We start from the raw sequence: 15,446 nt of genomic DNA on the forward strand, positions 1-15,446 counted from the left end.
CAAAAGGTGGAAAGCCCTGGAAAGATAATGATTTCCCCGAAAATCGGCGCTGCTATTTTGAGAAGGCAATCGGCTTGTCCAGGCTGATTGACATGGCTGGATCAGGAATTAGGGAAAATTCTGCACTGCCGCGACATGAATTGACGCGGCGCCGCGAAGTAAAACGGGCGGTCCCGTGACCGTACCTTTGCGGCGGCGGATGGTTCTTCCAAGACCGGCCCATCACAACCGGCTGCCCGCAGCCCGATCAAGGAGTGGCGATCATGCTGACACCCGTGCTGAAGAACGATCTGGCTGCCCAGGCGATCGATCACTGCATTTTCCCGATCATCGATGCCGCCGAGGTGAAGCGCGACGGGCCGGCGATCGTCGCCTCGGGGACGGGCCTCACCATCATCGACGGCGCCGGCAAGCCGCACCTGGACATGATCAGCGCCTATACGCGGGCGAACTCGCTGGGTTACGGCAACCAGGAAATCGCCCGGGCGATGTACGACCAGATGGTCAAGATGCATTATGCCGGCACGGTCTCGATCGTGACCGAGCCCATGGTCCAGCTGGCCCGCTCGCTGGCGGAACTCACCCCGGGCAAGCTGTCGCGCGCCTTCTTCGTCTCGGGCGGCTCGGAAGCGGTCGAATCGGCGGTGAAGATCGCCAAGCAATACCAGGTGGGCAGTGGCAAGAAGCCCCATGCCTACAAGATCATTTCCCGCTGGAACGCCTATCACGGGGCGACGGCCGGGGCGATGGCGCTGACCAACCACCTGTCGGTCGCCAACACGCCCGACCCGGCCATGCCGGGGGTGAGCAAGATCCCGAACCCGAGTTGCTACCGCAACCCGTTCGGCATGGCCGAGGACGAGTATTTCGAGTTCTGCGCCAATTACCTGGAGCAGCAGATCCTGCACGAGGGGCCGGAACTGGTCGCCGCCTTCATCGGCGAGCCGGTGATGCAGGCCAACGGCACCCAGATCCCCTCCAAGGCCTATTGGCAGCGGGTGCGCGAGATCTGCAGCAAATACGGCGTCATGCTGATCATCGACGAGGTGATCTGCTGCTTCGGGCGCACCGGCGCCTGGTTCGCAACCGAGCATTTCGGCATCGAGCCCGACATCATGACCATGGCCAAGGCGCTGACCGCCGGCTATGCCCCCATGGGCGCGGTGATGACCACCGAGGCGATCGCCGATGCGATCCCCCATTTCCGCCATGTCCACACCTTCAGCGGCCATGCCGGCTGCGCCGCCGCCGCCAATGCGGTGATCGCGATCAAGAAGCGGGAAGGCCTGATCGACAAGGCCTATGACAACGGCGTCTATTTCCTGGCCGCGCTCAAGGACAAGCTGACGGACCTGCCCAGCGTGGGCGACATCCGGGGGATCGGCCACTGGCACGCGGTCGATTTCACCAGCAACAAGAAGACCAAGGCCCTGCCCGAGCCCAGGATGGTCAAGGCCATCGCCGACAAGATGAAGTCCCTGGGCGTCCTGGTCGGCGCCGCGGGCACCGCCATCGAAGTGGCGCCCGGCCTGATCGCCACCAGGGAAGACTTCGACCGCACGGTGGACGCCTTCAAGGAAGCGATTGTCGCCATCGCCAAGGACTATGAGATCGCGGCTGCTTGAGCTTTGGCCCTGCCCCCTCCCCCGACCCCTCCGCCCTGAAGGGCAGAGGGGAGCTAAGTAGCCCTCTCCTCTCGAGAGGAGAGGGTGGGGTGAGGAGGGGGGTTATGATGAATGAGAGTGCGAATGAGCAATGAATCAGGCAAGGGCCGCAAGCGGGCGATCGTGTCCGGCGGCCTGGGGGTGATCGGGCGCAACCTGGTCGATCACCTGTCGGCGCACGACGACTGGGAGATCATCGCTCTGTCCAGGCGCAGCGCCGATTTTCCCTCGGCCGCGCGCTTCGTCCCCGTCGACCTGCTGGACGAGACGGCGGCGCGCCCGGTGCTGGCCGGCCTCGGCCCGGTCGACTACATCTTCCACGCGGCCTACCAGGAACATGCCCGGCCGGCGGACCAGGTGGCGGTCAACCTGGCCCTGCTGCGCAACCTGGTGACGGGGGTGGAGGCGGCCGGCCTTGCCCGCGTCGTGCTGTACGAGGGCGCCAAGTATTACGGCGTCCACCTGGGGCCCTTCACCACGCCGGCGCGCGAGGACGACCCGCGCCACATGCCGCCCAATTTCTACTACGACCAGGAAGACTGGCTGGCCGAGAACAGCAAGGGCAAGGCCTGGGACTATTGCGTGCTGCGGCCCGACGTGGTCTGCGGCTTCGCGGTGGGCAGCCCGATGAGCCTGATCATGGTGCTGGCCGTCTATGCCGCGATCTCCAGGGAATTGGGCCGGCCCCTGCGCTTTCCCGGCACGCCCGACTGCTATGGCCGCCTGGCCCAGGTGACCGATGCCGGGATCCTGGCTCGCGCCTCCACCTGGGCGGCGACGCAGGCACCGCCGAACCAGGCCTATAACGTGACCAACGGCGATCTGTTCCGCTGGTACCGGCTCTGGCCCAAGCTGGCGGCCATGTTCGACATGGCGGTGGGCGAACCGCAGACGATCCGCCTGATCGACTTCATGGCCGACAAGGCGCCGGTGTGGGACCGGGTGGTGGCGAAATATGGGCTCACCCCCATTCCCTACGAGCGGGCGGCGGCCTGGGGCTTCGGCGATTTCGTCTTCCGCTGCGATTTCGACGTGATCTCCAGCACCACCAAGATCCGCCAGGCGGGCTTTGCCGATATCGTCGACAGCGAGGACATGTTCGCCCGGATGTTCGCCGAACTGCGCCGGCGTCGGGTCATCCCCTGAGCCGGTCGGCATCCAGGAAGGTGATGATGGCCTTGCGCGTCAGGTCGATGTGCAGGCGCATCATCTCGCCGGCACGGGCGTCGTCGCGGTCGAAAATGGCATCGTAGATGTTGCGGTGATAGACATCGGCATCGGTGCGGGTGCGCACGAAGAAGCCGCCGAACGGCAGGTACATTTCGCGCCTGATGTCTTCGACCGCCTTGCGCAGCATGCCGTTGCGTGCCGCCGCCGCGACCTCCAGGTGATAGACCGTGTCGGCGGCATTGAATTCGGCCGCCGCCTCTGTCTGCGCCAGCGCCGCGTCCTTCGACCGGTCCATGCGCTGCAGGGCGGCCTCCATCCGGGCCAGATCCTCGTCGGTTCGCCGCCGGGCGGCGAATTCGGCCGCCGCCCCCTCGATCACCATGCGGTAGTCGAGCAGTTCGTTGAGGTGGGCGCGCTGGGTACGGATCCAGGCGCGCAGCTCAGCCGGATCCTCGACATGGGCGTCGTGGACGATCAGGCCGCCTGCAGCGCCGCGGCGCACCGACAGGTAGCCCGCCGCCCGCAGAACCCGGACGGCCTCGCGCAGGGTCGACCGCGAGACCGACAGCCGCTCCGCCAGCATGCGCTCGGGCGGCAGCTTCTCGCCGGGCAGGAACAGGCCGAGCTGGATGCAGCGCTTGATCTGCTCCGTCGCCAGTTCGTGGGCGGCAACCGGGCTGATCGGCGCCATCAGCGCCTGCTGGATCGCATCGGCTTCCATCGCCTCTCCTGATGCCTCATTGGTTCTGTAGCCATACCAATGCCGGGGCGGGCTGTCGATCACCCGCTTGCCCGAGGCCGGCTTTCACCCCCACCATTTGGGGGGATCGCCTGGGCGCGGCCTCGGCCAAGATCGCAGGGTGAAAGACGGGTGTCAGACCCGCCGTGGAGGGGCTTATGGAAGCGACGGCACGCAATCTGGGGAGCAATCAGTTGACCTCGCGGTTCTGGCGGCTGGACCGCCGGCCCCAGGAAAACATCGAGGACGGCTGCCTGAGCGTGCAGACCGAGACCATCGCCCCCCTGGCCGAGGGCCAGGTCCTGCTGCGCAACATCTATCTCTCGCTCGATGCCACCAACCGGCTGTGGATGGAAGACATCGAGGAAATGTACATGCCGCCGGTCCCCCTGGGCGCGCCGATGCTGGGCTTCACCCTCGCGCAGGTGATGGAGAGCCGGAACCCCGCGTTCAAGACCGGCCAGCTCGCCATGGGCCTGGGCCACTGGTCGGAATACCTGGTCAGCGACGGCACCGGCCTGATGCCCATGGACCGGCCCGAGGGCATTCCTCTGCCGCTGGCCTTCGGCGCCCTGGCGATTGCCGGGCCGACGGCCTATTTCGGCCTGCTCGATGTCGGCCGGCCCCAGCCGGGCAGCACGGTGGTGGTCAGCGCCGCCGCCGGCGCCGCGGGTTCGTGCGCCGCGCAGATCGCCAAGATCAAGGGCTGCCGGGTCATCGGCATCGCCGGCGGCGCCGAGAAGTGCGGCTGGCTGAAGAACGAGGCCGGGCTCGACGCCGTCATCGACTACAAGGCCGAGGATGTTCTGGCGGCCTTGAAGCACCACGCCCCCGATGGCATCGACCTGCTCTACGAGAATGTCGGCGGCGATATCCTCGACGCCAGCCTCAGCCACATGAAGCTGGGCGGCACGGTCGTGGTGTGCGGGCTGATCTCGACCTACAACAACGGGCATTTGCAGGGCTCGGGACCGCGCATGTTCCACAACGTGATCATGAAGCGGCTGCGTATCGAGGGCTTCGTCGTGCTCGACTACCTCGCCCGCTACGGGGAAGCCTGGGCCGAGCTGATCCCCTGGCTGCGCGAGGGCAGGCTCAAGTTCCGCGTCGATGTCGTCGACGGGCTCGACAATGCCGTCGACGCCCTGCGTTCGATGTACACCGGCGCCAACCAGGGCAAGCTGATGGTGCAGATCGGCAGCGAACCCTGAGTGCGTTCGCCCGGCCCGGCACGAGCCTCCCGCGGGCCGGGCGAACCTGCGTGCCTCAGGTGATGGCGAAGACCTCGTAGGTGACACCGCCGTCGCCGATGCGCCCCTGGCCCACGGCCACCACATTGTTCAGCCAGGCGTAATCGGCGCTCCCCGTCTCGAACAGCGGGTTGGTGCGGAAATAATAGCGTGACGGGTCGACGGCCTGGGCCGCGCCGAAATCCATCACCTGGGCAAAGATTTCCGGTGGGATGACCAGCCGGCCGCCATAGCTCACGAAGATCGTGGCGCCGTCGTCGGTTTGCAGGCAGATGCGCACATCGATCGCGCCCGAGCCGTCGGCGCGCAGGCGCAGCCAGTCGCCGCCGCCCGGCAGCACTTTGCCGCGCAGGCGTGGCCCCGTGAACGACCCGCCGGTGACATAGACAGGCAGCATATGCCCGGCCCCGGACGGGCCGATATCGATCGGCGGCGCCAGGCCGGCAAAGACGGTGAACAACAGTTCCGATTGTAGTTGTGGCATTGCCGCCTCCCTTGACGGCCCCCAGCATGCATGGCCGCGCTGGCAACGGCCCCCCATCCGTGGGGGGTGCCGGCACCACCGCCCCGGCCGAGATTGGGATGCTGTGTGTTGCATCGCCGTCATGGGGCGGGCCAGCCAAGAACGGGAACGGAAACAATCATGACGGACAGTACGAACAACCACCGTCTCGACGGCAAGGTCGCCCTGATCACCGGTGCTGCCCGCGGCCTGGGCGCCGAGACCGCCAGGGTTCTGGCGGCGGCCGGGGCAACGGTGGTCCTCACCGACATTCGCGACGAACTGGGCCAGGCGACCGCGGCCCAGCTCGCGGCCGACGGCGCCACGACCAAATTCCTGCACCAGGACAGCAGTCTCGAGGCCGATTGGGTGCAGGCCATCGATGCCACGATCAAGGCCTTCGGCGGGCTGGACATCGTCGTCAACAATGCTGGCATCGAGGCTGTCTGTCCCATCGTCGACACCACGGTCGAGACGTTCGAGCGCATCATGCGGGTGAATTCCACCGGCGTGTTCCTCGGCATCAAGCAGGCGATCCTGGCCATGCGCCCGGGCGGCGGCGCCGGCCACGGCGGCTCGATCATCAACCTGTCGTCGATTGCCGGCCTGCGCGGCTTCCCCGGCTTCTTCGCCTATTGCGCCTCCAAGGGCGCGGTGCGCCTGATGACCAAATCCGCGGCGGTCGAATGCGCCAACCTCGGCTATGGCATCCGGGTCAATTCGATCCATCCCGGCCTGATCATGACCGACATGGGCCATGCCGCCGTCGATGGCCTGGTCGCCATCGGTTTCGTGCCCGACGCCCAGACCGCCTCGACCACCTTCGATGCCCGACAGGCCTTAGGGCTGGGCCGCCCCGCCGATATCGCCGAAGCCGTGCTGTTCCTGGCCAGCGACGCCGCCGGCTGGATCACCGGTGTCGAACTGTCGGTCGACGGTGGTTTCGCGGCGAGTTGAATGGCCGATCTAGCCCTCTCCCCCTCGGAGGAGAGGGATCGCTTGCATCATGACCCGTGGCGGACCATGGCGCTCTGGGTCAGGAAGCGGTCATAGGAGTCGGGATCGTTGGTCACCGTCTCGTAGCCGCCGGTGATCTTCTTCACCTGCTGCAGGCGGGTGATGCGGTTGGTCTGGATGTTGTGGGCATGGACATGGGTCCAGGACCAGTAGGGATGCGCCCCGTCCATGACCGATTTGCCGCCCTCGTCATAGAGCGAGAAGGCGCCGTCGAAGGAGCGGAAGGCCTTGCCCTGCCGATCGAAGCTGATCATGCCGATGGGCAGCATGGTGCGCAGGTCGAAGGTCACCTGCTTCTTCGAGATCGGCGCCCGCGGGAACATCACCGGTTCCGCCTCGATCGTCACCGCTTCCGGCACCAGCTCGACCGCGGTATCCCAGAACGACTGGCCCTTGGCCCCGCCATGGACGCCGCGTTCCCAATTGGGCTGATCCGCCATCCAGTTGCGCGACAGCGCGGCCAGGGCCGGGCCGCGGGCGACGATCTTGTAGTTGCCCCAGGTCAGGAACGGATCGCCGGCGGCCCAGGCGTCCGACAGGTAGAGGTCGGAGCCCGGGATCAGCGGCTCGAAGCGCTGGTTGGTGGGGTAGCGGCGGATGCGCTTGAAACCCGGCAGGTAGCCATAGAGTTCGGGGAACTGGGTCTGGTCGTAGGGCCAGATATTGAGGAAGGCCGTGCCCTTCACATTGTTGGGCCAGGGGAAAATGATCGACTGGTAGCGCAGCTTGTCCTCGTGGCCCGGCAAATAGGGCTTGGGCTCCAGCACCACCCGCCCCACCGGCGCCATTTCGACCCACAGGGATTCGTAGAGATAGGCGACGGTGCCGTCGGGATCGAGGTCGTATTCCTTGATCGCATAGTTGGAAATATCGTGCCGGCCCCAGCTCAAGGTCAGGCCGGCGAAGACTTCCAGCGCCGTCTTGGCCTCGGGGAACGGGTTGCCGCCGATCCACGGCTTGCCCTCCCGGGTGACGACATTGCCGGTCGTATCGAACTGGGCCTGGCCCTTGTTGCGCAGGGTCGCCTCGAGATACTCCCACGGGCTCAACTTCATGATCTCGGTCGTCGCCGGCACCACTTTCAGGCGGCGGCCCATCTCCTTGATCTGGACATAGCGGATGGGATCGAGCAGATCGCGGACAAGATCCACGTTGTCGGCCGTGATCTCGTGCCCCGTGGCGATCTTGCCCTTGGTGTAGGCATCGATCGACAGCAGCTCGTCGGGATAGGCCGCGGCGGCCGTGCCCCGTGCCGCGATGGTCGCCCACAACGGCGCCAGGACACCGGCGGCGAGGATACCCCTCGCCGCCTGGCCCAGAAAGTGACGGCGGGAAAAGCCGTGATCGTACTTGATGACATGCATGCCCCGCCCCCAAGCCTGTCAGAACTGACGCGTGACGCGCAGGAAAGCCTCGCTGGCGAAGTCGAGGGTCGAGAGCGCGTTCTTGTTGTCGTCCGACGCCGTGATGATCGACGAGTAGAGATCGACCTGCCAGGCATCGTCCGGCTTCCACTTCACACCCGGCTGGAACAGGGCCCCGCCACGCAGATCGTAGAGCACGGTCAGGTCGAACCGCCATTCCAGCGTGGGCGACGGCTGCTGAATCGCCAGGGCGAAGGCGTTATAGCCATCGACACCGGTAGGATCCCGTTCGGCGGTGCCACCATAACCGTCCAGATTACGCCCAAATAGGTCGCTTTCGGACTTGTGGAGATACTGAAACACCATGTACGTTGCAGGGAATTCATCGGTGAAGCGGTAGTACTTCTCGAGCACCAAGGCCAAGGTCCATTCGTCGCTCTCGATGGGCCTTTGCGACAGAGACGGACTGGTGAATTTCTTGTCCGGCGTATAGGACATTTCGATCCGCGCGATGAGCTGATCGAAAAGCGTGTCGGGCTCGTCCTCGAAGACGTAGTTGGCCCCGAAACCAAAGACGTTTTCGTAAGGATAGATCCGTTCGATATGGCCGCGCAGGCCGCCGGACAGGGCAAAAAACGTGTCGAGTTCCTGACCGGCCAAGGCATGATTGTTGCCGGCGTTGAAAGCGCCGAGCAGGCCCGTGAACGGCTGGAAATCATCCACCGCGGCGTTCAACCCGGCGGTGCCGTTGAGCCGGACCATGGTCGCATAGTCGAACCATTCCTGTGCCGACAGGACACCGTTGATGGGATCGACCTGGAACGGCGTTTCCGCCAGGACGGCGCCCGAACCCGGCAAGCCCGGCAGATCGGCACTGCCGCCTGATTTTGTCCAGCGATAGATACCATCCGGGTTGCGCCGGCTGGTCGCCATGAACTGTACGCCCAGCGGCCCCATCTGGCCACGCAGACGGCCGCCAACATTCCACGACCCATCGACCTCGTGATAGCGATCATGGACGGTGAACTGGTCCGGGATCACGTTGTACGGTGTCGACGGATTGGCATTGATCGACGGGTTGAACTGCTGGACGAAGGCATCGATCTCCCAATTGTCGGTCACCTGGTAGGAGGTCCGTATGCCCAGGGCCGGCACCCGCTTGTCCGAGAATTCCTCGGCCGCCGGATCGAGGATCAGATGGCGGCGAAGGTCGAGGCCGTTGGGCACGTCGAGAACGCGGAAGAAGATCGACTCGCCCCAGGCAATCTGCTGATTGCCGGCCCGGATGAACAGCGGCCCGTTGGAATAGTCGAGATAGGCCGCCGGCAGATCGACCATATAGTCGTTGTCATTGATTTCCAGCAAGGAACCCCGATCATCACCACGGATCGGCGCTTCGAAGAAACTGGTGTCGCCGTTGTCGTCGTAGACATTCCAGTCGTAGTAGCCGCGCAGGGTAAAATGCGCCTTGAGATCCGGCGAGAAGGCCGCGTCGAGGTTTAGTTCCAGCCGCGTCGCAAACAGGTTGAAATCGTTGTCCGTGCTGCGGGCCGCCCGGGTCGCCGTCGTCGGCAGGCCGGCGATCAGCGGATTCAGCGCCACGGTGACGCCGTTGTACTTGTTGCCCTGGGTATTGAAGGGATTCTCGTCGCCCGAGATCCCCGCTGCCACCTCCTGTCGCACAAAGCCCGAAAACGAGATGTCGACCGCTCTCGCCGACATCACCGGTGCGACCACCACGGTCGCGCCTAAGGCGATGCTCCACCATCTGTTGCTGCCATTGCCCCTATCCCTCATGCTTGTCGCTCCCTTTGTTGTTCTACTCACTCAACAAGACCACCCAGCACCCCGCGCAGCAGGCCGCCGATCATCGGCACATCGGCAAACGGCCCCATGGGACCGATGGCGTCCGCCAGCGGCGCCAACTCGCCCAGCAGGGGGCCGCCCGTGGCGTTCTCGATCGAACCGCCCAGCAGGCCGCCCACCAGGCTCAAGGTCGTCTCGGTCTTGGCATCGGCACCGCCCGCCAGGAACGAGCCGGTCACGGCACCCAGCAGGTCACCCACCAACGGCACACCGGTCAGTGGCCCGCCGACAGCCAGGAAGCCGCCGCTGGCAGTCCCCAGCCCGTCGCCCAGGGTGGCGACGACCGGATTCAACGCCTCGCCCAAGGTCTCCAGCGGTGCGGCCAGGGCGCTGGTCAGGGGACCCAGCGGCCCGCTATCGATGGCGGTCGCGGCATTGAGCTGCGAGGTCAAGGGGGCTAGCACGCCGCCGGCGGGATCGACCAGGCTTTGCACCAGGCCGGTAACCGGCTCCAGCGCGGTCTGGCTGCCGAGATCGCCCAGCAGCGTGTCGACCGAATCGATCAGGCCTTCGCCCGCCACCCCACTGCCGCCGAGCGCTGATGCCGTGCTGCCCGATGCCGTGCTGGACGATGCCGCGCTGCTCGCGCCGGCCGCATCGCCCTCGCCGGGCGACAGGCTGCCGAAGCCGTCGTTGTCGCCATTGAGCGCGCCGGCCGCCTGGGCGATCTGGCGCAGGCCGAAGCCCGGATCGCTGGTGATGAAATTGGGCCGCGTGCCGTAGCGATGACGCTCGAACAGGGTCGGGCCGTCCGACGCCTGCTTGGTGCGGTCGGTGGCGAGCAGATCATCGCCCGCGTTGAAATAGAAGCGCACGCCGGCGACGCCCAGGGCGCCGTCGTCGTCGAACACGCCGGTGGCATAGAGCGACAGGCCGGGGGAATTGCCCAGCAGGGCCTCGACCTGGACATCGCCGGCCCATTCGCTGACCTCGTCATAGCGCACGCCGGCGCCCAGGCGCAGGTTGGGCGTGGCATAGACCGACAAGCCGGCCCGGCCGTACCAGCTGTCGGCAATATCGCCGCCCTGGTACCCGACCATGCCCTCGAGCGTGATCGTGTCGAGATAGAATTCGGCAAAGCCTGCGACCGCGTATTGCGACACGGAGTCGAGGGCGTAGCCGCCGCCGGCGATGCCGACCGAGAAACGCTGCGGGTCGCGATAGAACAGCTGCAGGGCGCCGCCGCCAAAGCCGGTATCGCCCCCCGCCACGCCGGCGATGGCATCGGCCTGCAGGCCGCCGCGATCGCCCAGGGGGATGGCGATACTGCCGGCACCGCCGTAGATCGCGCCGTTGTCGTCGCCGCCGCCGAAGCCTTCGAGCACGAAACTGGTGCCCGCTACCGCGACCGGGCCGCCATCCTGGCCGGCGCTCGCCGACACGGGCTCGGCATCCTGGCCAAGGCCAAGACCTGCCGCGGCGCTGGCCGAGACCAGCACCGCCGAACCCAGCAGCAGGTTTGTCATCCGCATTGCACTCATGAGCCACACCCCCTGTTTGCCGCCTCTTGCCGTCGCGTCAGCCGCCCCTCACCCCGAAAAGATCGGGAGGGCGAACGGGGTTACGCACCGTCCGCCCTCCCCGAGTTGTCCGGGGGAGCCGGATCAAAACTGATAACTGACACGCAGAAAGACCTCGTCGGCGTATTCGATGCTGGACAGCGCGTTCTTGTTGTCGTCGTCGGCAACCACAAAGGTGCCGTAGAGATCGACCCCGACCTTGTCGTTGGGGCGCCAGCGAATGCCGGGCTGGATCAGCACCCCGCCCTCGATGTCGTAGAGCACCGCGAGATCGGCCCGCCAGATCAGGTTGGGGAACGGCTGCTGGGCGGCAAAGGCAACGGCGGTATAGCTGTCGATGCCGTCCGGCGTGTGGTTGACCGAGCCGCCGAAGCCGCTGAGCGCCCGGCCGAAGATGTCGGACTGGGACTTGTGCAGGGCTTGCAGGACCATGTAGGTCGCCGGGAAGTCGTCGAAGAAGCGCTGATACTTCTCGAAGATCAGGGCCATAGTGTATTCATCCTTCTCGATGAATTCCTGGCCCAGGGTGATGTTGGTGAACTTCTTGTCCGGCGTATAGGTCATCTCGAAGCGGGTGATGAGCTGGTCGAAGATGGTGTCCGGCTCGCCCGAGAAAACATAGTTGATGCCGAAACCGAAGACGTTCTCCTGCGGATAGACCCGCTCGATATGGCCCCGCAGGCCGCCCGACAGGGCGAAGAACAGGTCCAGCTCGGTCTCGGCCAGCATCATGTTGTTGCCGACATTGAAGGCCAGCAGGTTGCCGGTGGCGGGCTGGAAATCGTCGATGGCGGCATTGAGGCCCTGGGTGCCGTCCAGGCGGACGTCACCCGCGTAATCATACCATTCCCGGGAGGAATGCACGCCGGTCGGATCGACCTCGAAGGGGGTATCCTTCAGGCTGTTGCCGCTACCGGGAATGACCGGGATGTCACGATTGACGCCCGATTTCGTCCAGCGGAAGACACCGTCGGGATTGCGGCGGTTGACGGCGATGAATTGCAGGCCGATGTCGCCCAACTGGCCGCGGATGCGACCGCCGACATTCCACATGTTGTCGACCGCATCATAGCCTTCGCGCTGATGCACGGTGAACTGATCGGGGATGATGTTGTAGGGCGTGTTGGGGTTGGGCAGGATGGACGGGTTGAACTTCTGAACGAAGGCTTCCAGCTCCCACTCGTCCGTCACCTGATAGGAGGCGCGAATGCCGAGGCCAGGAACGCGCTTGTCGGAATATTCCTCGCCCGCCGGATCCAGCACCAGGTGGCGGCGCAGATCGAGGCCGTTGGTGACGTCCAGGACGCGGAAGAAGATCGCCTCGCCCCAGGCAATCTGCTGATTGCCCACCCGGATGAACAGGGGGCCGGTGGCATAGTCGACATAGGCATCGGGGAAATCGACCATGAAATTCTGGCCGGTGACCTCGAGCGGCGTGCCGCGGTTACCGGTGAACGGCACTTCGAAGAAGTTGGGATCGCCGTAGTTCTCATAGAGGCCGGTGTCCCAGAAGGCCCGCAGGCGCACGGTCGCGCTGAGGTCGTCGGTGAACTTGGCGCCGAAATTGAGCTCGAGCCGCGTCGCCAGCATGTTGAGGGCGTTGCTGTCGCTCTTGATCTTGCGCTCGCCCGTCGCCAGATCGACGGGCAACAGGCCCAGAACCGGCGCCGGGACGAGGCCCAGCAGCGGCCCGATCGAGTGCGGGAACAGGGGCACGGGGACATTGTTGTAAGGGTTGCCCCCCTGGTTGTTCTGGTTCTCCTGGCCACTGACCTTGAACGCGATCTCTTCCCGGATGAAACCGGAGAACGAGAAATCGACACCGAGCGCCGGCGTCATCATGCCGATCGCAGCGCCCCCTGCCATCAGCTTGTAAAGGAGTTTCTTCTCCCGCATGTGCCCCTCCCCAATGTCAATCCATTCTGGACTTCGACAATTTCCACGTTATGGCGCGAGTTCGACGATCCGCCCCCTGTGACCGGTGACAATCCATTGCGTGTTGCCGCCGGCGGCAACGCCCTGATACCAGGTGGTCGCGACATCGCCGGGGGTGGCGACGGCCCAGTCGGACCCGCCTTTGGTGCCACGCAACAGGGCCCGCATGCCGGTTACCAGCACCGCCCCGTCATCCCTGATTTTCACCCCCAGCAGGTTGACCTGGGTCGGGGTCCGTTCCGCCGCCCAGCTTGCCCCGCCATCGCTGGTACGCAGGACGGTGCCCTTTTGCCCCACCGCGTAACCTATCCCATCGCGACCGATCGCCAGATCGAACAGCGAGGCCTCGCCGCTGTGCGCGGCACTCCAGGTCGCACCGCCATCGGTGGAGCGCAGGATCAACTCGAACTCGCCAACCACGGTGATCGCGCCGGCGTCATCGACCGTCACGCCGTAGAGATGCGGCTCCAGCCCTTCGGGGTTGAAGGCCGCCCAGTCGATGGCGACCTGGGTCCAACTCTTGCCGCCGTCGCCCGAGCGCAGCACGGTACCGAAGGCACCGACCGCCACGGCCTGGCCGCTGGCATTCAGGTCGATATCGAACAGCCGGCTGGTCGAGCCGCTGGCGATCGCAGTCCAGGCGGTTTGCCCCTTCTCGCGGCGCAGGATAGTGCCGGCCTGGCCGACCACCAGGCCGACGCCCTGCTTCAGCGAGCAGCCCAGCAGGGCCGAGACGGTCAAGCCGTGCTCGACCTTGTGCCAGCCGTGGCCGCCGTCATTGCTCTCGAACAACAGGGCCGGGGCACCGACCGCCAGGGCCTCCTTGCCCTGGACATCGATGCAATAGACCGCCTCATGGGCCGTGCCCGCGCGCAGGACGTCGAGTGTCGTGGCCGGCGGCGCGCCGGCGGTTGCAACCGAGGCAGCCAGGACCGCCGCAGCCGATGCCGCCAGAAGGCTTGTCAAACGTGTCATATCGTTTCCGTTCCCCTGAGATCGCCGGCAGCAATGCGCTGCCGGCGACCAAGCCCGATCAGGCGCCCAGGCGCCGCACCGCCTGGATGGTCAGGAACTTGTCGTAGAGACTGCCCTGGTTCCAAGACGAGTTGTAGCCGCCGGTGATGCTCTTGGCCTGGACGAACCGGCTCATGCGGTTCGACTGGATGTCGTGGCTGTGGACATGGGTCCACGACCAGCCGGGGTTCTTGCCGTCCATGACGACGTTGCTGGCCGTCTTGTACTGGCTGAAGCCGGGCTCGAAGGATTTCCAGATTTCGCCGCGCCGGTCATAGGTGACATAGGCCACGAACATCATGTTGCGGACGTCGATCCAGACCCGCTTCTTGCCCACCGGCGAGCGCGGATAGCCGACCGGCTCGGCCTCGACCACCATCACCTCGGGGATCAGCTCCATGTAGGTGTCGAAGAAGGTCTCGCCCTTCGGCCCGCCATGGACCTTGCGCTCCCAGTTGGGATCGTCGCCCATCCAGTTCTGCGAGACCGAACCCAGGTGCGGCTTGCTGCCGATCACCTTGTAGTTGCCCCAGGTCAGCATGGGGTCGCCCGCCGCCCAGGCGTCCGACAGGAAGATGGTGATGCCGGGCACCAGCGGCTCGAAGCGCTGGTTGGTGGGGAACCGGCGCTCGCGCTTGAAGGCGGGGAGATAGCCGAACAGGTCGGGGAACTTGGCCTGGTCGTAATACCAGGTGTTGACGAAGGAGGTCCCCTTGACGTCGTTGGGGCCGATGAAGAACACCGACTGGTAACGCAGCTTGTCCTCGTGGCCTGCCCAATAGGGGCCGTCGGGATTGTTGACCAGGCAGGTCGTGTTCTGTTCGGCCCAGCAGAAATCATACTGGTAGGAGGTGGTGCCGCCGGGCGAAATGTCCCAGTCGCGCACGGCGTAGAAGGACTGATCGTGGCGGCCCCAGCTTAAGGTCAGGTTGGCGAAGGCTTCCACGCCGTCCTTGGGCTCGGGGAACGGGTTGCCGCCGATCCACGGCTTGCCGTCGGCGTTGAAGGTATTGCCCGAACCGTCCAGCTTGGCCTTGCCCTTGTTCTTCAGGGTGGCTTCCAGATATTCGTGCGGGAACAGCTTGGTCACGTCGCTGGTGGTCTCCACCAGGGTGATGCGCCGGCCCATTTCCTTCACCTGGCGGTAGGCGATGGGGTCGAGCAGGTCCTTCACGATATCGACATTGTCGGCGGTGAGCACGTCGCCGGGCTTCAGCTTGCCCTTGGTATAGGCGCTGATCGAGCGCAGTTCTTCAGGGTAGGCGGTCGTGGCGTCGCCCGATTTGGCGATGGTCGGCCACAGCGGGGCGAGCACGCCGGCACCGACGATGCCCTTGGCCGCGCGCTCCAGAAACAGGCGCCTGGAGTAGTCGAAGTCGTATTTCTTAATGTGCATGGTTACAGT

Annotated in this window: 12 protein-coding genes; 4 read left to right on the forward strand and 8 right to left on the reverse strand. The window is 65.4% G+C overall.

All coding sequences use genetic code 11. The features are described 5' to 3' along the window. Window positions 1-263: 263 nt before the first annotated feature. Window positions 264-1,625: an aminotransferase family protein gene (locus tag D3874_RS02840; RefSeq protein ID WP_147385490.1), complete on the forward strand. Its 1,362-nt coding sequence runs from the start codon at window positions 264-266 to the stop codon at window positions 1,623-1,625. 123 nt (window positions 1,626-1,748) lie between these two features. After that, entirely contained in the window at window positions 1,749-2,810 is a 1,062-nt protein-coding gene (locus tag D3874_RS02845) for an SDR family oxidoreductase (protein WP_119776247.1), read from the forward strand. Here D3874_RS02845 and D3874_RS02850 read toward each other — a convergent pair. Beyond that, window positions 2,800-3,555, reverse strand: coding sequence for a FadR/GntR family transcriptional regulator (locus tag D3874_RS02850; RefSeq protein WP_119776249.1), 756 nt, complete (start codon window positions 3,553-3,555; stop codon window positions 2,800-2,802). The two genes, D3874_RS02845 and D3874_RS02850, sit on opposite strands and share 11 nt — an antisense overlap. Window positions 3,556-3,731: 176 nt before the next feature. On the opposite strand from D3874_RS02850, the gene D3874_RS02855 reads away from it, so the two are divergent. Further along, window positions 3,732-4,784, forward strand: a complete 1,053-nt coding sequence (locus D3874_RS02855) for an NADP-dependent oxidoreductase (protein WP_119776252.1) — start codon at window positions 3,732-3,734, stop codon at window positions 4,782-4,784. Between the two features lie 55 nt (window positions 4,785-4,839). Here D3874_RS02855 and D3874_RS02860 read toward each other — a convergent pair whose 3' ends face one another. After that, window positions 4,840-5,307, reverse strand: coding sequence for a DUF3237 domain-containing protein (locus D3874_RS02860; RefSeq protein ID WP_119776255.1), 468 nt, complete (start codon window positions 5,305-5,307; stop codon window positions 4,840-4,842). Window positions 5,308-5,466: 159 nt separating this feature from the next. On the opposite strand from D3874_RS02860, the gene D3874_RS02865 reads away from it, so the two are divergent. Next, entirely contained in the window at window positions 5,467-6,282 is an 816-nt protein-coding gene (locus tag D3874_RS02865) for a glucose 1-dehydrogenase (protein WP_119776258.1), read from the forward strand. A 47-nt stretch (window positions 6,283-6,329) separates the two neighbouring features. Here D3874_RS02865 and D3874_RS02870 read toward each other — a convergent pair whose 3' ends face one another. The 6 genes from D3874_RS02870 to D3874_RS02895 form a co-directional block, all read right to left on the reverse strand. Further along, window positions 6,330-7,706: a DUF1329 domain-containing protein gene (locus tag D3874_RS02870; RefSeq protein ID WP_119776260.1), complete on the reverse strand. Its 1,377-nt coding sequence runs from the start codon at window positions 7,704-7,706 to the stop codon at window positions 6,330-6,332. A gap of 18 nt (window positions 7,707-7,724) precedes the next feature. Next, the gene (locus tag D3874_RS02875; protein ID WP_119776263.1) at window positions 7,725-9,503 is read right to left on the reverse strand and encodes a DUF1302 domain-containing protein; all 1,779 of its coding nucleotides are present in this window, start codon (window positions 9,501-9,503) and stop codon (window positions 7,725-7,727) included. A gap of 26 nt (window positions 9,504-9,529) precedes the next feature. Next, the gene (locus D3874_RS02880; RefSeq protein ID WP_147385491.1) at window positions 9,530-11,038 is read right to left on the reverse strand and encodes a hypothetical protein; all 1,509 of its coding nucleotides are present in this window, start codon (window positions 11,036-11,038) and stop codon (window positions 9,530-9,532) included. 138 nt (window positions 11,039-11,176) lie between these two features. Next, window positions 11,177-12,988, reverse strand: a complete 1,812-nt coding sequence (locus D3874_RS02885) for a DUF1302 domain-containing protein (RefSeq protein ID WP_119776268.1) — start codon at window positions 12,986-12,988, stop codon at window positions 11,177-11,179. 48 nt (window positions 12,989-13,036) lie between these two features. Next, window positions 13,037-14,002: a WD40/YVTN/BNR-like repeat-containing protein gene (locus D3874_RS02890; RefSeq protein ID WP_119776270.1), complete on the reverse strand. Its 966-nt coding sequence runs from the start codon at window positions 14,000-14,002 to the stop codon at window positions 13,037-13,039. 58 nt (window positions 14,003-14,060) lie between these two features. Beyond that, complete coding sequence (locus D3874_RS02895; protein WP_119776273.1) at window positions 14,061-15,437, reverse strand: DUF1329 domain-containing protein; 1,377 nt, start codon at window positions 15,435-15,437, stop codon at window positions 14,061-14,063. Window positions 15,438-15,446: the final 9 nt, after the last annotated feature.

Origin of the sequence: Oleomonas cavernae, from assembly GCF_003590945.1 — a bacterium.
Lineage (GTDB): Bacteria > Pseudomonadota > Alphaproteobacteria > Zavarziniales > Zavarziniaceae > Zavarzinia > Zavarzinia cavernae.